This is a genomic window from Alistipes sp. dk3624, from assembly GCF_009557455.1.
Classification (GTDB): domain Bacteria; phylum Bacteroidota; class Bacteroidia; order Bacteroidales; family Rikenellaceae; genus Alistipes_A; species Alistipes_A hominis.
The window spans coordinates 1,831,953-1,856,914 of sequence record NZ_CP045651.1; the positions used below are offsets into that span (position 1 = coordinate 1,831,953).

The window sequence follows — 24,962 nt, forward strand, 5'->3', positions numbered from 1 at the left end:
CCGTCTCTTATTTGGCAGCCATTTTAGCCCAACTGTCTTTCAACGTAACGGTACGGTTGAATACTTTCCCAGCCGCCGTGGAATCTCTGTCCACGCAGAAATAACCCAACCGTTCGAACTGGAAAGTATCTCCTTCCGCAGCTTCGTTCAGCGAAGGTTCGAGATATCCGGTTACGGTCTTCAGCGAATCGGGATTCAGGTAATCCTCGAACGTCTTCCCCTCCTCGATGTCGTTCATATCCTCTTTGACGAACAAGCGGTCGAACAGTCGCACTTCGGCCGGAACCGCATGCCGCGCCGAAACCCAGTGGATCACCCCCTTCACCTTACGCCCGTCGGAAGAGCGTCCCCCCTTGGACATCGGATCGTACGTACAACGCAGTTCGACCACCTTGCCGTCGGCATCCTTGATCACTTCGTCGCACCGGATCAAATAGGCGTACCTGAGCCGCACTTCGCCGCCCGGAGAGAGACGGTAATATTTCTTGGGAGGATTTTCCATAAAATCGTCGCGCTCAATATAGATCTCCCGCCCGAACGGAACTTCCCGTTTCCCGGCCGTTTCGTCCTCCGGATTATTGATACAATCGACCGTTTCGGTTTTCTCTTCCGGATAATTGGTAATCACCACGCGGATCGGGTCCAACACGGCCATGCGCCGCCGAGCCCGTTTATTCAAGTCTTCCCGGACGCAGAATTCGAGCAGTCCGAGGTCGATCACGTTATCCCGCTTAGCCACGCCCACCTTATCGGCGAACATTCGCACGCTCTCCGGCGTATAACCCCGACGCCGCAACGCGCAGATCGTCGGCATACGCGGATCGTCCCAACCCATCACGGTGCCCTGCCGCACCAACTGCAACAGTTTCCGCTTGCTCATCATCGTATAGGTCAGGTTCAAACGCGCAAACTCGTACTGATGGCTCGGATAGATATCCAACTTCTCGATAAACCAGTCGTACAGCGGCCGGTGCACATCGAATTCGAGCGTACAGATCGAATGCGTAACCTTCTCGATCGAATCGCTCTGCCCGTGCGCATAATCGTACATCGGATAGATGCACCATTTGTTGCCGGTGCGATGATGCTCGGCATGCAGGATCCGGTACATGATCGGGTCGCGCAGCAGCATATTCGGATGAGCCATATCGATTTTCGCACGCAGCACCTTTTCGCCGTCTCCGAACTCGCCGTTTTTCATCCGTTCGAACAGGTCGAGGTTCTCTTCCGCCGACCGGTTGCGCCACGGGCTCTCCTTGCCCGGCACGGTCACCGTACCCCGGCTCTGACGAATCTCCTCCTGCGACTGATCGTCCACATAAGCCAGCCCTTTACGGATCAATTCAACGGCCCAAGCGTACAACTGGTCGAAATAATCGGACGCATAGTGCACGCCGGCCCACTCGAAACCGAGCCAACGAACGTCCTGCTGGATCGAATCGACGTACTCGACATCCTCCTTAACCGGGTTCGTATCGTCGAAACGCAAGTTACACTTTCCTCCGTATTTGCGGGCTAAACCGAAATTCAGGCAGATGCTCTTCGCATGCCCGATATGCAGATAACCGTTCGGTTCGGGCGGAAACCGGGTCTGCACCCGTTTCTCGCCCCCGGCGATGCTTTCCTCTACAATTTCTTCCAGAAAATTCAAGGATTTTCCTTCAACCGATGCTGATTCTTCGTGCAAATCGCTCATAAAATACCAATTTTGCACAAAATTAATTCTATTTTGATAATATCTGCAAATTTTACAGACATTATAATATCCGGGACGGCCGTCACCGGACGATCGTCATCTCGTCGATCAACCGGGTGTCGCCCGCAAACCGGTCGATAATAAACAACACGTAACGGATATCCACGCAGATGGTCCGCTGCAGCCGGGGTTCGAAAACGGTATCCCCGCTCATCGCCTCCCAGTTCCCGTCGAACGCCAGCCCGATCAACTCTCCTTTACGGTTCATCACCGGACTGCCCGAATTTCCGCCGGTAATATCGTTCGTCGTGATGAAATTTACGGGCAGCACTCCCTTTTCGGCATAAGGCCCGTAATCGCGCTCGCGGTAAAGTTCTTTCAGTTTGTCAGGCACGGCAAATTCGTAAGCGTTCTGCGGATCCTCCTTGGCGATCACTCCGTCCAGCGTCGTAAAGTAATCGTAATAAACGGCATCCTGCGGTTCGTACGGCAATACCTGACCGTACGAAAGCCGCATCGTAAAGTTCGCATCCGGGTAGTACTTCTTGTCCGGATTCATCGCCATCAGGCCCGCCACGTACAGCCGATGCCCCCGGTAAAATACCGAATCGAACGCCCGAATCGAATCCACCAGCGCGTTATAGGTTTTCACCACCTCCCGCCGCATTTTATACGCCGGATCGTTCAGAAACGCATTCGCATCCGGACGCCGTAGGAATTCCTCGGCCTTTTCGGGCGATGCGAACAGCGAATTGTCGTAGACATAATCGATATAAGCGTCCGCATCACCGCCGAAATTTTCACGGATCACCGCAAAACACGAAGGCAGTTCCTCCGCGGAAAGACTGTCGAGCAACAGCCTGAACATCCGTTTGGCGATTTTCCGGTCGGTGGGAGGGTTGTAATCTTTATAAAAAGCCTGCAATTTGCCGGCGATTTCACCGATTCTCGACGTATCGACCTGCTTTTCGGCGTTGATAAGCGGTATCGCCGCACCGACCGCGCCGATGATCTCGGTACCCCGTATCAGCGCTTCCGAAAAGTACTGCAACCGATCCCGCAGCGGCGCCGACCCCTCGACCGCTTTGCGGATCAGCGGAAGCGCCTCCCCGTATTTCGCCCGCCGTTCCGGATCGGCATTCGCCCATTCGGTGAATTTTTCTTCTTCGGCGAGTTTCCGCTCCCGAACGCGCTGCCGCTTCAACCCGCGGTTTTCCCCGATCGAATTTTTCCAGTAATTCGACGAAGAGCTATATTTCGAAGCGTACTGGATACGCACCCGGTCGCTCGCGAGCATGTCCTCCATCATCAACTTCTGCCGCTCCCCGCGGATAAAAATCCGGTTCGGATTGGCCACGTCCAGCGTATAGTCGATTTCGTAAGAAGTCTTGTACCGCTCGGTCGATCCCGGAAAACCGATAATCATCGTAAAGTCGCCCGGCTTATACCCCTTTACCGATACCGGCAAATGTACGGGAGGCCGATAGGGAACATTCTCTTCCGAATAATCGGCCGGAGCGCCGTCCGGAGAAGCATAAATCCGGAAAATCGAAAAATCGCCGGTATGCCGCGGCCACATCCAGTTGTCGGTATCGCCGCCGAACTTACCGATCGACGAAGGCGGAGCCCCCACCAGGCGAACGTCCGTATAAACTTCTTTCACGAACAGCAAGTATTGGTTCCCGCCGAAAAAATCCTTGATTTCCACCTCCTGTCCCGGCCGGTCGAGTTTCGTCTGGCTCTTGACCATCGCAATGGCCTGTACCACCTTCACGGTGCGGTCCTGCTCCGACAGCGAATCGTCCAGTTGCGACAGGATGCGATCCGAAACATCTTCGATCCGGCGGATGAACGTCACGGTCAGCCCCGGCGTAGGGATCTCCTCCCGGTCGGACATCGCCCAGAAACCGTTTTTCAGGTAGTCGCGCTCGACGGTGCTGTGCTGCTGAATCGCACCGAAACCGCAGTGGTGATTGGTCAGCACCAATCCCCGGTCGGAAACCACCTCTCCGGTACACCCGCCGCCGAAAATCACGACGGCATCCTTGATCGCATACCGGTTGACATCGTAAATATCCTCCGCGGACAATCGGAACCCGCGGGCCTTCATATCTTTTATATTCAACTTCTGTAAGTAGGGAAGCAGCCACATCCCCTCGTCGGCCCGGACTCCCGACACGCCCGCCCACAAAGCCAGGCACAGCACGATAAACCGTTTCATATTTTCTTCGCGTTCGTTTTTTTCGTTATTCGAATTATTTGCTTCGGCCGATCTGCAACATGCGGCGGATCGAACCTTCCGCACGCCGGCGCACCTCCTCGTCGATAACCACCTCGGGAGCCTCCCGCTCCAACGCGCTGCATATCTTCTCCAGGGTCACCATTTTCATGAAAGCGCAGTTGTTGCACCCGCAGGTGGAATCGACCGGAGGCGCCGGAATAAACCGTTTCTGCGGATTCTCACGCTGCATCTGGTACAGGATTCCCGCTTCGGTCACTACGATGAACGTATCGGCCGGATCTGTCGAAGCGTACTTCAGCAGAGCCGCCGTACTCCCGATGTAATCGGCCGTCAGCAACACCGCCCGTTTGCATTCGGGATGCGCCAGCACCTTCGCTTCGGGATACTCCTTTTTCAGTTCCAAGATCTTTTCCACCGAAAATTCTTCGTGGACGCCGCATGCGCCGTCCCATACGACCATATCCTGCCGGCCGGTCAGTTGTTTGATGTAATTTCCCAAATTCCGATCGGGAGCGAATACGATCTTCGCGTCGGCCGGCAGGCTTTCGATCACCTGCACCGCGTTGCCCGACGTGCAGCAGATATCGGTCAGCGCTTTGACCCCGACCGACGTATTGACGTACGAAACGACCGTATATCCGTTATAATTCCTCAAAAAACGCTCGAAATCCGGCGCGCTGCAGGAATCCGCCAGCGAACATCCCGCCTCGGGTTCCGGCAACAGCACTTTTTTGTCCGGCGAAAGGATTTTCGCCGTCTCCGCCATGAAATGCACGCCGGCGAAGAGGATGATTTCCGCATCGGTTTCGGCCGCCCGGGCCGACAGCGCCAGGCTATCGCCGGTGAAGTCGGCCACCTGTTGCACTTCGGGAATCGTATAGTAATGCGCCAGAATCACGGCGCGCTTCTCTTTTTTCAGACGAAGGATCTTATCGATCAGTTGACGCTCGTTTTCCACAGTTCTTTTCTTTTTAATTTTTTAAGATTAATAAATAAGGAAAAAAGAGTAATAATAATACCTGTTCATTCTGTTGGTAAATTTTCCGCACTTTTTTTATGCCGTGTTACGAATACTTTTTGAACAATGAGTAAACGAATCCTGTCGATTCATCTTTTTGATTTAAAGTTATTCATGTTTTGTTGTAAACATATATTGAAAACCTTTTCGGGGTTAATCGACAAAATAAGTTTCCGGTATTTTTCCGTTTTTTTCTGTTCATTTCATTGTCCGTAAGATTCTGTAAAATCCGGTATTTTTTCCTTGCGTTTGTACGGTTTTTTGATATACCGATCCGGAAGTCGAAAATGCAAGCCGTTTTTTCCGAAATCGGATATTTTTAACGAACAGTTTCATGCGGGTCGGTTTAACAGATTATTAACATTTTTGAAATGCATTCATAGTATTGGAAAACAAACGAATGCAAATAAAAAGCCGAAAAATTATCATCAATGGCCGGATTAGGGCAGTTCGCGTACGATATTATTTGCCAGCAAGTCGTAGTATTCGCTCGCAGCGTCGGTCTTTGCAGAGACCGGACGGCCCGCGTCGCCGGATTCCCGAACGCTCTGGATCAATGGAATCTGCGCCAGCAGCGGCAGTTTTTGCCGTTCCGCCAACATTTTTACACCCTCTTTTCCGAACAGGTAATAACGGTTTTCGGGCAGTTCGGCCGGAGTGAACCAGGCCATGTTTTCGACGAGTCCCAGGACGGGGATGTCGATTTTGTCGTTTCGGAACATCGCGATGCCGCGGACGACGTCCGCCAGCGCCACTTTTTGCGGCGTGCTGACGACAATGGCTCCCGTTATCGACATTTCGGAGATGATCGACAAGTGTACGTCGCCGGTTCCGGGAGGCAGGTCGATCAGCAGGAAATCGAGCGGTCCCCACAGCGTTTGGCGGATCATTTGCCGCAACGCGTTGGTCGCCATCGGGCCGCGCCACATCAGCGCGTCGGCCGGGTCGATGAAAAATCCGATCGACATGATCCGGATTCCGAACCGTTCGGCCGGAAGAATCCAATCCTTGCCGTCTTTTTTTTCCCCTTCCGGCCGGTAGTCTTCGACGCCGAACAGCATCGGCTGGGAAGGCCCGTAAATATCGGCGTCCAGAATGCCTACTTTATATCCCAAACGAGACAAGGCGACCGCCAGGTTCGCCGTAACGGTGCTTTTGCCCACTCCGCCTTTTGCGGAACTGACGGCAAGGATGCGACGGACGCCGTCCTCGCCGCCGAACGGTTTCTGTTCCTTTTTTTCGGCGGCTTTTTTCGGCGCGGCTTCCTTGATGAAGATGCTGATTTTCCCGGAATAATCCGGGAACCGCGCGGCGATTAGTTCTTCGCAGCGCTTCTTGATCGATAGCGCAAACGGATCGCGGCTGCGCGGGAAAAGCAGCGTGAGCTGGATTTTATCGTCGGTCACCACCGGATTTTCGACCATGCCCAGCGTGACGATGTCGTTATGCAGTTCGGGATGCGCGACCTCGTGCAGCAGTCCGAACAGTTCTTCCTGAGTCATTCGATTGTTTTTTTGTGTTCGATACAAATTTACGGTATCCTGCGGATAAATCAATCATTTCGGACAGCCGCTTTCGTTTTAAACGGGAAAAAGGCCGTTACAGGGATATTTTGCACCTAAATAATTATATCTTTTCCCGGAATGAAGACCACCGGATGGCAATGCGATTCGGTTCGGAGCGAAATTTTTTCGGTCCGAATCTTCTCGAACCGACCGAAAACCGGCCGGGACTGCGTTATGGAACGATATGTGTGTGTAAATGAAGAATAAATTCGTAATTTTACGCGCAGTAAACGGTTCGGATGAACCGCAAAGCGAAAAACAGGAGATAGAATGAAAAATTTTTGGAGTACGTTTCTGGCCTGCCTGCTTGCACTGGTGGTGGCCAATGTGGTGATCGGCGTCTTTTTAGTGATGGTGCTGGCCGGTATCGGGACGCTTTTTTCGGAAACGGTTCCCGACGTGCAGCAGAAAACGGTGCTGCGGCTCGATTTTGCCGAGCCGATCAGCGACGATCCGTCGCGCAACCCGTTGTCGGAGATGGGATTCAACGACCTGATATCGATGCGGGTCGCCCGCAATTACGCTTTGATCGACGTGTTGAAAGCTATCGAGACGGCTGCGACCGACGACCGGATCAGCGGGATTTACCTGAATGTCAGCCCAAATATGGGAATGGGAATGGCTACGCTGGAGGAGATCCGCGATGCGTTGTTGCAGTTCAAAGAATCCGGGAAATTCATCGTTAGCTATGCGGATTACTATACGCAAGGTTCCTATTATATGGCTACGGCCGCCGATAAAGTATATCTGAACCCGCAAGGCAATGTGACCTGGCTCGGTCTCGCTTCCGGAGTCGTATTTTATAAAGGACTTCTGGATAAGTTGGGCGTGCAGGTCGAAGCGATCCGCCACGGCTCGTTCAAATCGGCCGTCGAACCGTTTATCCTGGATAAAATGAGTCCCGAGAACCGTTTGCAGATGGATGCGCTGCTGGGTTCGATCTGGGGGCATGTCGTGAAAAGAGTCTCCGACGCCCGCGGCATCGATTCGGCTCAGTTGCAGCGATACGCTTCCGACCTGGCTCTGCGGAGCGCCCGCAATACGGTCGATCTGAAAATGGTCGATTCGCTGGTTTACGCGTCCGACGTCGAGCGGATGCTTTGCGAGATGACCGACCGGGACGAAGAGCCGGAATTCGTATCGCTGGGAACCTATATCGACCAGCCGAGGACGGCGGTTCAGAAGCTATCCCGGAATAAGATCGCCGTCGTGTATGCCGAAGGGCAGATCGTGGACGGAAAGAGCCGGGAAGGGCTGATCGGCGGCAGTTCGCTGGCGGCGAGGCTGGCCCGGGTACGAACGGACGACCAGGTGAAAGCGGTTGTGCTGAGGGTCAACAGTCCGGGAGGAAGCGCGCTGGCGTCGGAAGTGATCTGGCATGAAGTGGAACAGATCCGTCAGCTCAAGCCGGTCATCGTGTCGATGGGAAACATGGCCGCTTCGGGCGGGTACTACATTTCGTGTCCGGCGGATGTCATTCTGGCTTCTCCGGTGACGCTGACCGGTTCGATCGGCGTATTCGGCTTGATGCTGAACGGCGAAAAGGGACTTCAAGATAAACTCGGCATTACGGTGGATGTGGCCAAGACCAATCCGTCGGCCGATATGGATATGGCGGTCTTCGGGGCGGTCGGGGTACGCCCGATGAACCAGGCCGAACGCGATTTCATGCAGAATAGCGTCGAGCAGGTTTACAGCGCGTTCGTCGGTCACGTGGCCGAAGGACGCAACATGACCGCAGGGCAAGTAGACAGCGTCGGCGGCGGCCGGGTGTGGTCGGGTGAAAGCGCTCTGCGGATCGGCCTGATCGACGGCTTCGGCGGGTTGAGGGATGCGGTGGCCCTGGCGGCCGACCGGGCCGGCGTGGCGGACGATTTCCGGATCGTCTCCCCGGAGGAGTCTCCCGACCGGCTGACGCAGTTGTTGAAGTTGTTTTCGGCGGAGACCCGCGCGGAATTGTTCCGGGGCGAAATGGGGGAAGCTTATCGCGATTACGAAACATTGCGTAATATGTTATACCAGAACAGTATTCAGGCGTTGTCGCCCTACCGGGTAGCGATGCCGTAACCGGTAAAGCCGGTAAAAAAGGTTGTCCCCCGGAAATTTTCCGGGGGATAATTGTTTGTTAAAAACTTTGATATCCAATCTTTTTAATTTATTTTTGAAAATTGGATAAGTATGAGTTATGAAATTACCTCCGCTGATCTCCGTCCCGCTGTCGTGGCTGTACGGAATGGTCGTCCATATCAGGCATAAACTGTTCGATCTGAAGATTCTTCGGAGCGAGGAGTTTGATATTCCCGTAGTCTGTATCGGGAACCTGACGGTCGGCGGAACGGGAAAAACGCCGGTGGCCGAGCTGTTGATCGAACGGTTTTCGGAACATTACCGGGTCGGGGTGCTGTCGCGGGGATATCGCCGCAAGACGAAAGGATTCGTACTGTCTACGCCCACGTCGTCCGCACGGACGATCGGCGACGAGCCCCGCCAGATGAAACTGAAGTATCCGTCGGTACCGGTGGCCGTTTGCGAAAAGCGGGCCGAAGGGATCCGGTTGCTGCGGAAGGCGCATCCCGAGATCGAACTGATTATTCTCGACGACGCGTTCCAGCACCGTTACGTCGAACCCTGGGTCAATATCCTGCTGATGGATTACAACAACCCGGTTTACCGCGACCGGCTGCTGCCGTGGGGACGTCTCAGGGATACGCGCAATCAGATCCACCGGGCCAATTTCGTGCTGGTGACCAAGTGTCCCGACGATCTGAATCCGCTGGATATGCGCATCGTGATCAACTCGCTCGGACTGTTCCCGTACCAATCGCTCTATTTTACCAGGATGCGGCAGGGGGAGATTACTCCGTTGTTCGCCGACCGGGCCGTCGGAAAGGTCCGCGAGGGGGATCCGGTGATCGCGATGTCGGGCATCGCCAATCCCGTTCCGTTGCTGGAAAACCTGCGGAAACGCTTCGACGTGGTGGCCGAATTGACTTTCGACGATCACCACACTTACCGGCTCAGCGATATGAGGCGGCTGGAAGCGTTGTTCGCAGCGTATCCGGATGCGGTCGTGCTGACGACCGAGAAAGATGCCGTGAAGCTGACGAACCGTAAAAAAGTTCCGGAAGCCGTGCAGCAGCGGCTCTATTACGTACCGATTCATGTTTCATTCGTGGCGGATTCCGAATCGGAATTCCTGCGTCAATTGGAGTTATATGTCAGAACGAATCAAAAATACAGCCTCCTTCATCCGGAATAGGGTGAATTTCGAGCCGGAAGTCGGGATCATTCTCGGAACCGGGCTCGGCGGGCTGGTGGAGAGCATCGACATCCGTGCGACGCTCGACTATGCGGAGATACCTGATTTTCCGGTTTCGACGGTCGAAGGACATGCCGGCCGGTTTATTTTCGGTATGCTCGGCGGCCGGCGGGTCGTCGCGATGCAGGGGCGTTTCCATTATTACGAAGGGTACACGCCGCAGCAGGTGGTTTTTCCGGTGCGGGTGATGAAATTCCTGGGCGTCGGCCGCCTGTTCGTGTCGAACGCGAGCGGCGGGGTAAACCCGTCGTTCCGCACCGGCGACCTGATGGTGATTACCGACCACATCAACCTGATTCCGAATCCGCTGATAGGACCCAACGATCCGGAGCTCGGCCCGCGTTTTCCGGACATGAGCGAACCTTACGACGCCGGCCTGATCGCATTGGCCGCCGAGGTGGCTTGCCGGGAAGGAATCCAGTTGCAGTACGGGTGTTACATCGGGGTGACTGGTCCGACTTTTGAAACCCGCAAAGAATACCGTTTCTACCGTACGGCGGGAGCCGATACCGTAGGCATGTCCACGACGCCGGAAGTGATCGCCGCGAATCATGCGGGTTTGCCGGTATTCGCCGTGTCGATCATTACAAACATGGGGCTCGACGGGATGAAGTCGACGCACGAAGAGGTGCAGCGCGAAGGGGCGAAGGCCGAAGCGAAGATGACGCGGCTGTTCGTCGGTATGCTCGAAGCGCTTTAGTACGGCGGTTCCGGGTAAGACGTATCGTATTGTAATATAATTTAATCGGGATAAATCATGGTCAATAAAGTAATTCTTATCGGAAACGTGGGGATGGACCCTGAAGTAAGGGCTCTGGAAGGGGGCGCTAAGGTCGCGCGGTTGCGGATCGCAACGACCGAGCGGATCTATAATCGACAGACGCAGACCGCGACCGAGCATACCGAGTGGCATACCGTGACACTGTGGCGCGGGTTGGCCGACGTGGCCGACCGTTATGTCCGCAAAGGGAGCCAGGTCTATATCGAAGGAAGTCTGCGTACGCGCGAGTGGACGGACAAAGACAACAACAAACGTTACACGACGGAGATCGTCGCCAACGATATGAAGCTGCTCGGTCGTCGCGCCGAAGGCGCGGGCGCGCCGATGGACGGTAGCACTTACGGCGCCGCTCCGCGTCCTGCCGCCGCTGCGCCTGCGGAAGCGCCGTCGGGAGCCGCTCAGCCGTTCAGCGGCGGAGGCGCTGCGGAAACGTCGGCCGACGAGGTGGACGACCTGCCCTTTTGATTTTTCATAGCACGATCAGAACGCGATGACCAACAACGATTGGAAAAACCGGCTCAACGTGGTCTATTCGACCAATCCCGATTTTCGGTACGAGGAAGAGGAGAAAGGAGAGCGACAGACGCTTCCCGCCGCTCAGCAGCAGTTGAAAGTGTGGATCGATCGCAAACAGCGCGCCGGGAAACAGGTGACGCTGGTGCGGGGATTCGTCGGTACGGAAGACGACCTGAAAGAACTGGCGCGGTCGCTGAAGAGCAAATGCGGCGTCGGCGGAACGGCCAAGGACGGAGAGATCCTGATTCAGGGCGATTTCCGCGACCGGGTCGTCGATGTGCTCGTCAAAGCCGGATATAAGGCGAAAAAGGCGGGAGGATAGCGATGAAGCGGTGGATCGGGCGGTTGGTCGCCGGGTGGATGTGCGTGTTGCCGGTCGCGGGTTTCGGCCAGTATTACGACTGGGGGCGTTCGCCGTCGGGCATCCGCTGGAATCAGGCGAATACCGTTGCCGGAAAGATCGTTTATCCGGATTATTTTTCAGCGCAGGCCGCCCGGGTGGCGAATTATATGGACACGGTGCGGTCGCATGTTTCCTACGGGTTCAAGTACGGCCCGTTGCGGTTCCCGGTAATTCTGCATACCGAAAATTTCGTTGCAAACGGGATCGTGATGTGGGCGCCGAAACGGATCGAGCTGGAGGCGATTCCGCCGTCGGCCCCGTTCGCCGAGCCGTGGCTCAAACAACTGGTGACGCACGAATACCGGCACGCCGTACAGTACGGCAACCTGCACCGGCGGTTCATGAAATGGGTCGGTTACGTGGTCGGACAGCAGGCGGGTTTGCTTAGTTCGGTGCTGTTGCCGATCTGGTTCCTCGAAGGGGACGCTGTGATGAACGAGACGCAGATGGCGTCGTTCGGCCGTGCGCTGCAACCCTCTTTTACGATCGAATACCGCGCCTACCTGACCGAAGGGACGAAGAAATTCCCGCTCGACAAGTGGTTTTGCGGTTCTTATAAGAATTATATTCCGGATCACTACCAGTTCGGTTATCAACTGGCCGCCTGGTCGCGCGAACAGTACGGGGACGATATGTGGTCGCGGGTCGCGGAATACGGTTCGAAATATCCCTATACCATTCTGACGACGAAGTGGGCGCTGCATAAGTACTACCGCACGTCGGTCAACGAGATCGCGCGCAACACGCTCGACGAGTTGACTCGGTTCTGGCGTTCGCAGCCCGTCGAACCGAACAGCGGCGAAACGCTGCCGACGCCGATTACCAGTTATACGGTCTACGATGCCCCGATGGCGCTGAACGATACGACGCTGCTGGCGCTGAAACGCGATATGGACAAGACGAGCCGCGTCGTGGCGGTCGATCCGCGGACGGGCTGCGAACGCCGGTTGTTCTGGACGGGAAGCGTCAATACGCCTCCGGTGCTGTACGACAGTACGCTGTACTGGACGGAGTACCGGAGCAGCACGCTGTGGGAACAACGCGTGACGTCGCGGGCGTGCAGTTACGACCTGCGCACCGGCCGACGCCGGACCTTGCGCGAACGCGGTAAGACGCTGTTCCCGACGCCGTTGCCCGACGGCCGGCTGGCGACGGTCGGTTACGATTATGCGGGGCGTTACAGCCTCGATCCGGGCGACGGAAGGCGTTTCGATTTTCCGGATACCCTTTCGATACACGGACTCGCTTACGACGAGGTCACCGGAACGCTGGCCGCGATTGCGCTCGGCGACGCGGGGATGTCGATCCTGCGGATCGACCTACAGGACGGAGTGCTGCGGACGATCAAGGAGCCGACTTATGCGAGCCTCTATAACCTGCGGGCGGGAGCCGGAAAGCTTTCGTTCAATTCGATCCAGTCCGGTAAGGACGAAATCCACCTGTTCGACCTTACCGGGGGCCGGGAGTACCGGCTGAGCCGTTCGCGCTACGGTTCGGTGGCTCCGTCGGCTCCGGACAGTAGCGGAGAACTCTATTTTACGACTTACTCGCTGGACGGATACCGGCTGGCCCGCCAATCGGTTCGCAGCGATTCGCTGATTCCGGTGGAGCCTCGGAAACTGCCCGAGAATCGGGTCAATCCGCCGCGACGCAAATGGGACGTGATGAACATCGATACGGTGACGGTTTCCGGCGATTTTCCGGCGGAAACGCGGAAAAAACGATTCCGCAAAGGATTGCATCTGTTTAACCTTCACAGTTGGGCGCCCTGGGATTTCAACCCGTTCCATATCGCCGACGAGAACCGGATCGACATCAGTTTCGGCGCTACCGTCATGTCGCAGAATCTGCTGAGCAGTACTTCCGGGTACCTGGCCTACGGCTATGCCCCCGAATTCGGCAGCCGCCTGCGCGGAGGAATCAACTATTACGGACTTGCGCCGAAATTTGAACTGTCGTTCGAATACGGTGGAGGCAAGCAGTTGCTTTACGGCGTAAAAAACCTCGAGTACGAAGGGATGAAGCGGAAGAATTATTTTCAGGTCAATCTGCTGGGATACCTGCCGATGACGCTCGCCTCGGGACATCGCGTACGGACGTTGACCCCGTCTGTGGAGCTGCGCCATATCAATGCGCTGATGTGCGGGGACTCTTCCGTTAAAACCGGGTTTCAGCGGTTAGTGACCGGCCTGAATTTTTCGGACAACGTCCGGATGGCGACCCGCGACTTTTTGCCTCGGTGGGGCTATGCGGCCCGGTTCGCTATGGTATGCGCCCCGTTCACGGAAGGTTTCGGCCGACTCTATTCGCTGTACGGGCGGGCCTACCTGCCGGGCGTGATGAAACATCATTCGCTGATGCTGCGCGGAAACCTGCAGCATCAGAACCTGGCTTCCCAGAACTTTTTCTATAAGGAACTTTTTCCGCGCGGAGCCGCGTACAACATCGTGGCGACCCGGCTCGGGGCCGCGTCGGCCGACTACCAGTTCCCCGTGTGGTGTCCCGACGGCGGGATCAGCAGCATCGTCTATTTCAGCCGGATCCGGCTGAACGTCTATTACGATTTCGCCCGGTTCAGACAGGCGATTCCTTCGGTGTTCAGAACGTTCTACCGGATGCATACGGTCACTTCCTACGGCGGCGAGATCATCTTCGACATGCATCCGCTGCGGATTCCGGCGAAGACTACGACGGTCGGGTTTTACATCTATAAGCCCAGCGACCGTTCGGGCGTGGTGGGCGGCGTGAAACTGTCGCTTCCGATCTGATCGGAAAGGGCTGTAAAATAAGCGGGCGCCAAAAACGTTGTTTATTAAAATAGCGATTAAAATTGTACCTTTGCCCGAGATAACCGTTGCATCGTCATGACCAAAAAGAAGATTATCGATAAGCTTCAAACCCCCAAGGCCGTAAAATGGTTCTGGATTATACTCGTATCGCCCGTTGCGCTGATCGTTTTGCTGCTACTGCTGATTCGCCTCGGCGTATTCGGGAAACTGCCGACTTTCGAAGAGCTCGAGAACCCGAAAAGCAACCTGGCTACCGAAATCTATTCGGAGGACGGGCAGATGATCGGCAGCTTTTTTGTCCAGAACCGTTCCTATGTCGATTACAGCGAACTTTCCCCGGCACTGGTGGCGGCCCTGACGTCGACCGAAGACATGCGTTTCTACTCCCATTCCGGGATCGATTTCATTTCGCTGGCCCGCGTGGCCGTCAAGACGATGGCGCTCGGCAACCGCAATCAGGGCGGCGGCAGCACGATTACGCAGCAGTTGGCCAAAAATCTCTACCCGCGCGATACGGCCGTCTACGACAACCCGGTTTCGAAGGGTTCCAAACTGGTGATCTCGAAGCTGAAAGAGTGGATTACGGCCGTGATGCTGGAGTATAACTATACGAAAGAGGAGATCCTGACGATGTACCTGAATACGGTGCTTTACGGCAGCAACGCCTACGGCATCAAGTCGGCGGCGCGGACCTTCTTCAACAAACTGCCGTCGGAACTGAACGTGCAGGAGGCGGCGATGCTGGTCGGCGTGGTGAATGCGCCGACGCGTTACAGCCCGCGCAGCAATCCGGATCGGGCTCTTATCAGGCGCAATACGGTGATCGACCGGATGAGGGCCGGGGGATTTCTGACGCGTCACCAACGCGATTCGATCAAGGCGCTGCCGATCGTACTGGATTACCATCCGATTTCGCACGACGAGGGTACCGGCACCTATTTTCGGAGTATGTTACAGATCGTGATGACCTCGGATCGGCCCGACCGCAAAAGTTTTGCGCCGGGAGTGGCCGGCGATTGGGATTACAAGGCGGCCGTCGAACTGTGGGACAAAAATCCGCTGTACGGCTGGTGTCGGAAAAATACGAAGGCGAACGGCGCTCAATACGATTTGTACCGCGACGGGCTGAAGATCTATACGACGATCAATGCGACGATGCAGAAATATGCCGAGAAGGCCGTATGGGCGCAGATGGGCGGTAACGTACAACCGATGATGGATCGGGTGCTGAAGGGGCGGCGGAGTATTTTCTCGAACCTCAGCAAGGAAGAGGAACAGGCGATTATCAACCGCGCAATGCGTAATTCCGACCGCTATCGGATGTTGAAAAAAGAGGGAGCTACCGAGAAGGAAATTCAACAGGCGTTCGACACGCCGGTCAAAATGCGGGTTTTCAGTTACAAGGGCGACCGGGATACCACGATGACCCCCCGCGATTCGCTGTATTACTACAAGCGTTTCCTGCGGGCTTCGCTGATGGCCCTCGACCCGTCGAACGGTTATGTGAAAGCCTATGTGGGCGGCCCGTCGTTCCGTTATTTCAAATACGATATGGTCAAGCAGGGCAAACGCCAGATCGGGTCGACGATCAAACCGTTCGTCTATACCTTCGCGATCGAGCAATTGGGGCTGACGCCCTGTACGCCGGTGCCGAACCTCCCGGTCACGATCGAAACCTACAACGAGCCGTGGTCGCCGCGCGAGGCCAGCAAAGTGGTTTACGACGGAAATCCGAGACCGCTGCGGTGGGGCCTGGCCAACAGCCGCAACAACTATTCGGCATGGATCATGAAACAGGCGCGGCAGCCGGAAGCGGTAGCCGAATTTATTCATAAGTTCGGTATTCACAGCTATGTGGATCCCGTGCCGGCCCTGTGCGTCGGAACGTCGGACTTTTCGCTGTTCGAACTGGTCGGCGCTTACGGGACGTTCGCCAACCGGGGCGTGCATATCGATCCAATTTTCGTGACGCGGATCGAAGACCGTCACGGCAACGTGCTGGCCAATTTTACTGCGCCGGCTCAGGATGCCATTTCCGAACAGACGGCCTATACGATGCTCGGTATGCTGAAAAACGTCGTCAATGCCGGAACGGCCGGCCGCATCCGGGCGCTCGGGATCACGGCCGATATGGGCGGCAAGACCGGGACGACGCAGAACAACTCCGACGCTTGGTTCGTCGGCGTGACGCCGAAGCTGGTCGCCGGCGTGTGGGTCGGCGGCGAAGACCGGAGCATCCATCTCTCTTCGGGCGGCGAAGGATCGCGGATCGCGCTGCCGATTTTCGCCGATTTCATCAAGCGGGTCTACAACGAGCCGAAGCTCGGAATCACGCAGAAAGACCAATTCCCGATACCGGTCGGCGCGGTTTCCTACGACTGCGACGAGAGCGACCTCCATGCTCCCGCATCGCAGACGCGCGACGACGAGTTTTTCGATTAGATTTCCGGTTCGACAGTCGTTTCCGCAGGTTTGAAAAAACGGACGTATGGAATTCTGTAAAAATGTTCCGAGTGTTCCTGTATTTCTTTGATCGGAACGAAAAGTTGAGTCGTTTTTAGATCTTTGTTCATAAGACAAAGAAACGGAACGTTTTCTTTATCCAGTATACCTAATCGGATATCGTGAGTTACATATAATTTCATGGATTATTCTTGATATGAGCTACGACGATGACCGGATTGTCGTTTGCTGTGATTGTTTTGCTTAGGTTCGCTATTTGAGGATTATCACTGTTTCGAAAATAATCGAAATAGAAAGATTCCATAACATAATAGAAGTTTTTACCGTCTGTCGCCATAGGCATAAACGGAATCGTTTTGTCCAGATCGTTGACGACGGGAATCCGGTTATCGGTGTTTTTTTCCCAAATGCGGACTCCTTCCTTAAATGTTTTGCGCCGGGGATTGTAAAATCCGTAATAACTTTTATTGTTATGCCGGTAAAAGAGATAAACAACGCTGTCGCTTTCGAGCATGTTGCAAATTACCGGATATTGAGGCTTAGAATCTTCCTGTGAGGCTTCTTGAGCCGATTTACTGCTACTTGCCGTCCGTTGTAGTTCCCGCATTTGGGGGGTAACGCCGAGGTCTACGTAATATTCCGGCTGAACCTTATTGTTGCAAATACTGTAAACGGTATCGTTTAGCGGCATGATTAGGTGTACCGTATCGTTCGAATAAGTGCTGGACAGATTGTTGATAAGACCCGTAATTCCTAATCGGTTGATTGTGCTGTTGAAAAATAATTTTGATTGAGTTTTACGGGTTTGCAGGTCGAAAAGAATCAGATTGGGAGATTTGGAACGGATGCTGTAATTCGGATTGTTGATGTAGTCACAATAGCAGGCCAGTCGGTTGTTTCCCAAATAAGCGATCGAGGTCGTGATAAAATCCAGTCTGATTTTTTCGATAAATTCTCCTTCATAAGTGAATATGGAAATTTTCTGGGCCATATCGTCGTGAACGATCAGTCTTTTGTTAGAGACGTCTACGGCGACGTCGTTCAAGCTCAAATATTCTCCGGGCCCTCGGCCTTTTTTATTGATTTTACGGATAAACTTTCCCGATTTATCGAAGATGTAAATCGTTTGCGTGATATCTTTATCCACTATTAGAATACGGTCTTTCAACGGGATTATTTTATCGATTACTCCTATTAGGTTCGAAGTATCGGTAGCCAGTTTGATATAAGATAATGAATCCGCAATGTCAGAAAGATGTAGCAGGTGTTCTGTCGTTTGCAACGGCGGATGCAGAACGGTTAGCCCGGTCGCCGGACGATTCCGGTGGCAGGCCGACAACAGGATTGCACCTGAAAAAATAACAAACAGCGTTCGGGTCATGTTTTTACCGGATGGTCGATCGGGCGTTTCGTATTCCAAAGTTATGAAATAAAGTCTTTTCAGAAAAATTCACGGATCGGTTTGCTTCGTATTTCGGCAGCGAAACTTAAAGGTAATCCCTGTCGGTATTCCGTCTTATGATTTTTAATGGAAGATGTTTCGAAAACATGTAAATAAAACAAATAGAATAAAAATTTAACAAATAGTTTATTTTAAAATAAAACCTGTTACCTTTGTCGCAAACAGAAGGCTTTTACGAAAAAAAGTCATTATTTTTGCCGAAACAATAGATAGAAACGTTTTTAATAAAGGGCTTTCCCCGCGGGAAGGTTTCCTGTTTAAAAGTCTTTAAAATTATGAAAGTTGCGATTGTTGGCGCAAGCGGCGCCGTAGGCCAGGAATTTCTCCGGGTGCTGGAACAACGGGAATTTCCGATCGACGAATTGTTATTGTTCGGTTCCGAACGCAGTGCGGGCCGTAAATATACGTTCCGGGGTAAGGAGCTGACCGTGCGTCTGCTGGCCCATAACGACGATTTCAAAGGGGTCGATATCGCTTTTGCGTCGGCCGGAGCCGGTACGTCGAAAGAGTTTGCCGAGACGATCACCAAATTCGGGACGCTGATGATCGACAATTCGAGCGCATTCCGGATGGATGAAAATGTGCCGCTGGTGGTTCCCGAAGTGAATCCGACCGATGCGGTCAATCCGCCCCGCCGGATCATCGCTAACCCGAACTGTACGACGATCCAGATGGTCGTGGCGCTCAAGGCGATCGAGAATCTGTCCCATATCCGCCGGGTGCACGTATCGACTTACCAGTCCGCCAGCGGCGCCGGAGCGAGCGCGATGGCCGAACTGGCCGAACAGCACGCCCAGTTGGTGCGCGGCGAAGAACCGACCGTCGAAAAATTCGCTTTTCAATTGGCTTTCAATGTTATCCCTCAGGTGGATGTCTTTACCGACAACGGTTATACCAAAGAGGAGATGAAGATGTTCAACGAGACGCGTAAGATCATGCATTCGGACGTGAAGGTCAGTGCGACCTGCGTGCGCGTTCCGGTAATGCGCGCCCACTCCGAGTCGATCTGGCTCGAGACCGAACGGCCCGTATCCGTCGAAGAGGCGCGCAAGGCGTTCGCGGGCGCAGAAGGGGTGGTGCTGATGGACGAACCGGGAGAAAAAGTTTATCCGATGCCGCTGCCGTTGGCCGGTGTGGACGCCGTGTACGTGGGGCGTATCCGCAAGGATCTGGCCGATCCGAACGGACTTACGTTCTGGTGCGTCAGCGACCAGATTCGCAAAGGCGCGGCGCTGAATGCCGTGCAGATCGCCGAATACCTCGTAAAGGAGGGACATGTGAAATAAGGATTTCCCGGGAACGGGAAGGTATGAATAGGAAACGGGCATGAACCTAAGTTCATGCCCGTTTTTTGGAATCGTGCGTACTATTTTCCGATGGCGAAAACGGCGCTGACCGGTTCGAGCGTAAGGCGAATCCGGGTATAGATCGTGCCGTCGGCATGTCTGTCGTATTCGACATCTTCCCACTTCCCGATCGTGCCGGTATGCGGGTTCCACTTTTCGAGTTTCAGCTTTCCTTTCAGGCTCACCTGCGTGTCGACCGGTTTGTCGGTAGAGTTGGCGAACAGGTAGATATCCTGTCCCTCTTTCTGCTTGTGGATATATGAGAACATGCCGAGTTCGTCGGCCGGCAGGTCGCGGAACCGTTCTACGCCCAACAGCGGCTGTCCCGGCAGGCCGGCTGCGGCCAGCGTTTCGACCGGATCGACCCGGACGTCCGGGTCGGGCAACAGCGAATCGATCGCTGCGGCCAGCGCGGTCGACTCGGCCTGCGGCAAGAAGATGGTTTTTCCGCCGTTTTCATTGGAAGAAGAGACCTGTCGGGCAGGCATCGGAGCCTCCGGATCGATGCCGAAAATCTCCCGTACCAGCGCGACCGCTTCTGCATCCTGCCCGAATTCGGCGGATCTGGACGGCAACAGGTTGGTCGCCAGTATTTTTCCGCCGCTTCGGTAGTAATCCCGTATTTTCCGTAAGGTTTCCACCGAGAGCACTTTTCCGGAGGGCATGATAAGCAGTTTGTACGTCTGTCCGGTGGACGGCGTGTTCAGCTTGATTTGTCCGTTGCCGATCTGGTATTTGTCCGTGACGAAGTCTTCCGGATGCAGGAAAGTAAAGTCCCGTCGGATCTGCCCGGTCAGCAGATCGCCGATCCGGTTGTAGTCGGTGCCGGGAGGCACGTCTTTTCCGCACCGGGGGCGTCCGGTTTCCCAGGCGTACCACGCTTCGAGCGACTGAATCGGGAAGAGCAGCGCGATGTCGGCCACCCGGCGACCGCCTTGCAGCAGGAACGTGCTCCGGCCGGCGAAATCGTTGTATCCGGGCAGGGCCGGGGCCAGCCGCGGATTGTAATGCGCGATCAGCGGCGGGATCTTGACCGTATCCGGTTCGTACCACATCCCGTGCGGAACCAGGAAGTTGACGCCCCGCGCCATGACTTCCATCGCAACCCGGTACAGCATGGCCGAATCGGTCTCCCGATCCGAATAATTCCCGTAAATTTCGGCGCCGACGAGTTGTTTGTCGAATGCGTCGGCAGCCGAGCTGATCAGTTTGAAGCCGGGACGCCCGTACGGATAGCCGTGGATGGCGTCCATCAGCGGAATGTGGACGTGCCGGTAAAATTTGAATGGGTCTCCGTACATATCGACGGTCGTCGGCTCGTAATTTCCGGGCGGGTGTCCCATGCTTTGCAACCCGTAGCGGTCGCACCATTCGGCTACGCAAAGCGGGAAACCGTCGCCCATCGCCTCGGCGCGCAGTCCGAACAAGGCGACCCGTGCCGCATCGGTTTCCGTACCGATATCGTACCACAGGGCCGGGTAATACAGAGCCGCCTTTTTTCCATAGCGTTTTTCGAACAGGCCGGAAAGCTCCGGATTCCAGTAATTCTCGATGCCGTAATAGCCCACGTCGTCGAAAAACGTTTTCGTGATCGTATTCCCGAAATAGGGTTCGAAACGTTCGGCATACTGGTCGTAGGTCATTTTCATGAACTCTTTGACAGCCTTCGGCTCCATGTAGTCCACGTGGTTGTCTACGTGGTTTTCCATCGCGAACGACATGATTTTCCATGTTCCTTCCGGTACCTGCCATTCCAGCGTGCTGTCGGTTACGAATTCGCCGAGATCGATCCGTTCGAGCGTCAGCGTGTTCATCGCTGCGGCCCCCATGAACGAGTCCCGGAGCGGAACGGCGATTTTTACGTTCTTCGGTCCGATTGCCTCTTCTTCGGTTTTACAAAGCCTCTTGCGGGTGTACTGCGGGAATTGTTCGCCCAGTTTGCCGCCGGCGGTTCCGCTCGGGAAATCGACGTCGTCGTACAGGATCACCTGCGCTCCCTGTTCGGCCGAACATTCCAGGATGTCCCGGTAGCGGTTGAAATAGCCTTCCGACAGGTAAACGGGCGTCGTGCCGGGACAGATGCCCTGATTGCCCCACATGCCTCCCGGGTTCAGCGGAAGGACGGCCACGCCGCCGAATCCGTCTCCCTGGATGGCGTCGCTCAGTTGTTTGCGGATTCCTTCGGTGGTCAGCGTGCCGTTGATGTGCCAGAACGGCTGCGGACGGTAGATGTCCGACGGGTCGGCGAACTCTTTTTCCCAGGTTTCGCGCTGACCGGCTCCGCGGCATCCGCATACGGCGAGCACCGTCCCGTATATGAGCAGTTTTCGGAATGTTTTTTTCATTTGCAGAATGATTAACGAACGCTTACAAATATAAAGATATGTGTAAGATATTAAAATTTTTTCCGGCGGATCAGGCTTCCGACCAGAAACAGCAGCAACGCGGCGGCGGCGGCCAACGCTATCTGCCACGAATCGTTCCACGAAAAGGTAATCATGCGCCGTTTCAGAATGGCCGTCAGCAGGAATAGCAGTGCCATTCCCCAGAAATTACGGAAATCGCCGCGCAGAATGGCCAGAAACGAGAATTTTCGCGTCCGGTACCGTTTGCCTCTGCGGTTCGGGATCAGCGCGGGGGTCTGTTTGCACCAGATGCGGAAATCTTCGCCGTACTTGTGCAACATCAGTTCCTCTTCGCGGCTCAGGACGATCAGGTAGCAGGCGACGTATGCGGCTGTCGCGGCGACGATAAACCAGTTGACGCCCACGAACAGGATAAAGCCGAACCAGACCAGAAAGTTGCCCGTATAGAGCGGATACCGCATTCGGGCATAGATGCCCTCGGTCGGGAAGACGGCAGGGCCGTTTTCGGCCGTTTCGGCATTTTTTCGCGCCAGCGGAGCCGATGTTCCGAGCGCGCGGGCGCGGATCAGGAATCCCCACAGCGAGCAGGCGATGCAGAGCGCCGCATAGACGATTCCGTCGTAAACGGAGAACGGCACTGCGATCCACAGGGCGATCCATCCGGCGGGGATCAGCACCAGCGGCAGTTTTCGCCGCGCACGCCAGAGGCGGTAACGGAAAATGGTGTATCGTTCTGAAAGCGTCATTTATCGGAAGAAATGTTTTCGGTTCGTTCCGGGGGCGTTTCGACCCGTTTCATTAGCCGGCCGAACAGCGCGAACGCGCCGGCTCCGAGACCGAGGCCGAGAGCCGTCCCCAGCAGAATGTCCATCGGGTAATGGACGCCGAGGTAAATGCGGCTGTAAGCGAGCAGCAGCGCCCATCCGAAGATAGCGACCGTATACCACCTTTTTCGGAACAGCCGGGCGGTGAACAGCGCGATCGCGAAGCTGATCGCCGCATGGGCCGATACCGTGCCGTACAGTCCGCCGCGGTAACCCCGCACGGTATGGACGAAGGCTTCGATGTCGGGCGTATGGGTCGGCCGGAATTTCGGCGTGAAGTGTTTGAAGAAATTGCAGATCTGGTCGGCCGCTCCGACGCACAGGCCGAGCACGACCGCTACCCACAGCAGGCGGCGCCAGCCCCACTGTTTCCAGACCGCGTACAGGATCGCCGCATAAAGCGGAACCCAGGTCAGCCGGGCCGAAACGATGTAAAAAAAAGTATCCCAGCCCGCTCCGCCGTCCCCGTTGAGGGCCAGCAGCAGTTGCTTGTCGATATCCAGAAGGGATTGCCAAACCATAGGTGCGGATCGTTTTGATCCCCAAAAATACGATTAAAATCCGTTCCGGTCAAACATCCGGTGCGGAAACCCTAAAATTGGAAGTAGATGAACGGTTGGATTTCGGACGATTTGATCTGCATGATTCCCCAGATCAGGACGGTGATGATGACGGCCTGCGCCAGTACGGGGGCGGCGGTAACGACCCTTTTTCCCCAGGTTTCGGCCGCTTCGGGCAGCAGGTGCAGCAGGAACCCGACGGCCATCAGTCCGAAGATCGTTCCGTAACCGGAAACCACCTGCGGGATCAGCGCGGCATTGAAATGGTTGAATATCTGGGATGTTATCAGCGTGACGCTGTGCATGTCCTGTGCGCGGAACATGATCCAGCCGAAACAGACGACGTGGAACGTGACGATGATACCGATTACCCGTCGCCAGGGAACCATGTCCGCGCCCGTCTTTTTGAACGAAGGGAAGCGGTTCACCGTCCATTTGTGCACGGCCAGCGCCGCGCCGTGCCATGCGCCCCACAGTACGAAACGGATCGCCGCGCCGTGCCACAGCCCGCCGATCAGCATCGTCAGGAACAGGTTCAGGTAGGTGCGGGCTTTTCCCTTGCGGTTGCCGCCCAGCGAAATGTAAAGGTAATCTTTCAACCAGCTCGACAGCGAAATGTGCCACCTGCGCCAGAATTCGGTGATCGTAGCCGATTTATACGGCGAGTCGAAGTTCTTCGGGAAGCGGAAACCCAGCAGCAGCGCCAGTCCGATCGCCATGTCCGAATAGCCCGAGAAGTCGCAGTAGATTTGCAGGGCGTAGCCGTATACGCCCATCAAATTCTCGAACCCGCTGTATAGGAGCGGGTTGTCGAATATGCGGTCGACGAAATTCAAACTGATGTAGTCCGAAATAATGGCTTTTTTGAAAAGACCCGATATGATCAGGAAGATTCCCATGCCGAACATTTCGCGCGTTACGACGATCGGCTTCTGGCGGATTTGCGGCATGAAATCCCTCGCTTTGACAATCGGGCCGGCTACCAGTTGCGGGAAGAACGACAGATAGAACAGGTAGTCGATCCACTGGTCGGCCGGATCGATCCGCCGTTTGTACAGGTCGATGATGTAGCTGATTGACTGGAACGTGAAAAACGAGATTCCTACGGGCAGGAAAATGTTTTGGAAATCGAGCCAGTCGCGTCCCGAAACGTCGTTGAGCAGGCCGATGAAAAAGTTCGTGTATTTGAAATAGCACAGCACGCCGATGTCGATCGTAAGGCTCAGCGCTACGAGCCATTTGCGCAGCGATTGCTTCCGGGCGGCACACAGGAAGCGGCCGATGACGTAGTCCGAGACCGACATGCCGACCAGCAGGAACAGGAACAGTCCGCTGGTTTTGTAATAGAAATAGAGCGAAAACAGCACGACATAGATCATCCGCAGCATGACCGCCCGCCGCATGAATTGGTAGAAAAAGGCGAAGCCGGCGAACAGGAACAGAAACAGCCCGCTGGAAAACAGGATCGGGTGCAGCGGATCGTAACTGAGTATTTCCGTTATTTTGTCGCAAACGGACGAAACATCGGGCATATATCTGATTTTTTCTGGGTCGCCGGAACATCGGGTAACGGCGGGCAAATTTAATATTATTTTCTACGACCGCTACCGGA

Annotated in this window: 17 protein-coding genes; 8 read left to right on the forward strand and 9 right to left on the reverse strand. The window is 55.1% G+C overall.

All coding sequences use genetic code 11. From position 1 onward, the window contains the following. Positions 1 to 7: 7 nt before the first annotated feature. The 4 genes from GFH31_RS07800 to GFH31_RS07815 form a co-directional block, all read right to left on the reverse strand. Complete coding sequence (locus tag GFH31_RS07800) at positions 8 to 1,696, reverse strand: glutamine--tRNA ligase/YqeY domain fusion protein (RefSeq protein ID WP_101571980.1); 1,689 nt, start codon at positions 1,694 to 1,696, stop codon at positions 8 to 10. Positions 1,697 to 1,778: 82 nt separating this feature from the next. Further along, on the reverse strand, positions 1,779 to 3,917 hold the full coding sequence (locus GFH31_RS07805) for a S46 family peptidase (protein WP_153497745.1): 2,139 nt from the start codon (positions 3,915 to 3,917) through the stop codon (positions 1,779 to 1,781). Between the two features lie 34 nt (positions 3,918 to 3,951). After that, a complete protein-coding gene (gene nadA / locus GFH31_RS07810) occupies positions 3,952 to 4,896 on the reverse strand; it encodes a quinolinate synthase NadA (RefSeq protein ID WP_262884473.1) in 945 nt (314 codons plus the stop codon). Between the two features lie 500 nt (positions 4,897 to 5,396). Then, the gene (locus GFH31_RS07815; RefSeq protein ID WP_118458143.1) at positions 5,397 to 6,458 is read right to left on the reverse strand and encodes an Mrp/NBP35 family ATP-binding protein; all 1,062 of its coding nucleotides are present in this window, start codon (positions 6,456 to 6,458) and stop codon (positions 5,397 to 5,399) included. A gap of 333 nt (positions 6,459 to 6,791) precedes the next feature. Here GFH31_RS07815 and sppA point away from each other — a divergent pair, with 333 nt between their 5' ends. From sppA to GFH31_RS07850, 7 genes are all read left to right on the forward strand, one after another. Beyond that, a complete protein-coding gene (sppA, locus tag GFH31_RS07820) occupies positions 6,792 to 8,588 on the forward strand; it encodes a signal peptide peptidase SppA (RefSeq protein ID WP_153497746.1) in 1,797 nt (598 codons plus the stop codon). A 118-nt stretch (positions 8,589 to 8,706) separates the two neighbouring features. Next, positions 8,707 to 9,780, forward strand: a complete 1,074-nt coding sequence (gene lpxK, locus GFH31_RS07825) for a tetraacyldisaccharide 4'-kinase (RefSeq protein WP_101571973.1) — start codon at positions 8,707 to 8,709, stop codon at positions 9,778 to 9,780. Further along, complete coding sequence (locus GFH31_RS07830; RefSeq protein ID WP_055202844.1) at positions 9,737 to 10,540, forward strand: purine-nucleoside phosphorylase; 804 nt, start codon at positions 9,737 to 9,739, stop codon at positions 10,538 to 10,540. Before lpxK ends, GFH31_RS07830 begins: the two co-directional genes overlap by 44 nt. 57 nt (positions 10,541 to 10,597) lie before the next feature. Further along, positions 10,598 to 11,086 (forward strand): single-stranded DNA-binding protein, encoded by a 489-nt coding sequence (locus GFH31_RS07835; RefSeq protein ID WP_101571970.1) that lies wholly within the window; start codon positions 10,598 to 10,600, stop codon positions 11,084 to 11,086. 25 nt (positions 11,087 to 11,111) lie between these two features. After that, complete coding sequence (locus GFH31_RS07840) at positions 11,112 to 11,459, forward strand: translation initiation factor (protein ID WP_101571968.1); 348 nt, start codon at positions 11,112 to 11,114, stop codon at positions 11,457 to 11,459. 2 nt (positions 11,460 to 11,461) lie between these two features. Further along, positions 11,462 to 14,308, forward strand: coding sequence for a DUF2268 domain-containing protein (locus tag GFH31_RS07845; protein WP_228385736.1), 2,847 nt, complete (start codon positions 11,462 to 11,464; stop codon positions 14,306 to 14,308). 96 nt (positions 14,309 to 14,404) lie between these two features. Further along, entirely contained in the window at positions 14,405 to 16,771 is a 2,367-nt protein-coding gene (locus GFH31_RS07850; RefSeq protein WP_153497747.1) for a transglycosylase domain-containing protein, read from the forward strand. Positions 16,772 to 16,970: 199 nt separating this feature from the next. Here the strand turns inward: GFH31_RS07850 and GFH31_RS07855 are convergent, their stop codons facing one another. Then, positions 16,971 to 18,173, reverse strand: a complete 1,203-nt coding sequence (locus GFH31_RS07855; RefSeq protein ID WP_118655535.1) for a 6-bladed beta-propeller — start codon at positions 18,171 to 18,173, stop codon at positions 16,971 to 16,973. A gap of 356 nt (positions 18,174 to 18,529) precedes the next feature. On the opposite strand from GFH31_RS07855, the gene GFH31_RS07860 reads away from it, so the two are divergent. Next, positions 18,530 to 19,540 (forward strand): aspartate-semialdehyde dehydrogenase, encoded by a 1,011-nt coding sequence (locus GFH31_RS07860; RefSeq protein ID WP_101571961.1) that lies wholly within the window; start codon positions 18,530 to 18,532, stop codon positions 19,538 to 19,540. 80 nt (positions 19,541 to 19,620) lie between these two features. Here the strand turns inward: GFH31_RS07860 and GFH31_RS07865 are convergent, their stop codons facing one another. From GFH31_RS07865 to GFH31_RS07880, 4 genes are all read right to left on the reverse strand, one after another. Further along, the gene (locus tag GFH31_RS07865; protein WP_153497748.1) at positions 19,621 to 21,945 is read right to left on the reverse strand and encodes a glycosyl hydrolase; all 2,325 of its coding nucleotides are present in this window, start codon (positions 21,943 to 21,945) and stop codon (positions 19,621 to 19,623) included. 50 nt (positions 21,946 to 21,995) lie between these two features. Further along, the gene (locus tag GFH31_RS07870) at positions 21,996 to 22,712 is read right to left on the reverse strand and encodes a methyltransferase family protein (protein WP_101571957.1); all 717 of its coding nucleotides are present in this window, start codon (positions 22,710 to 22,712) and stop codon (positions 21,996 to 21,998) included. Continuing rightward, a complete protein-coding gene (locus tag GFH31_RS07875) occupies positions 22,709 to 23,311 on the reverse strand; it encodes a phosphatase PAP2 family protein (RefSeq protein WP_055202830.1) in 603 nt (200 codons plus the stop codon). The genes GFH31_RS07870 and GFH31_RS07875 overlap by 4 nt, the downstream gene beginning before the upstream one ends. Positions 23,312 to 23,382: 71 nt before the next feature. After that, a complete protein-coding gene (locus GFH31_RS07880; RefSeq protein ID WP_101571953.1) occupies positions 23,383 to 24,882 on the reverse strand; it encodes an MBOAT family O-acyltransferase in 1,500 nt (499 codons plus the stop codon). Positions 24,883 to 24,962 lie beyond the last annotated feature (80 nt).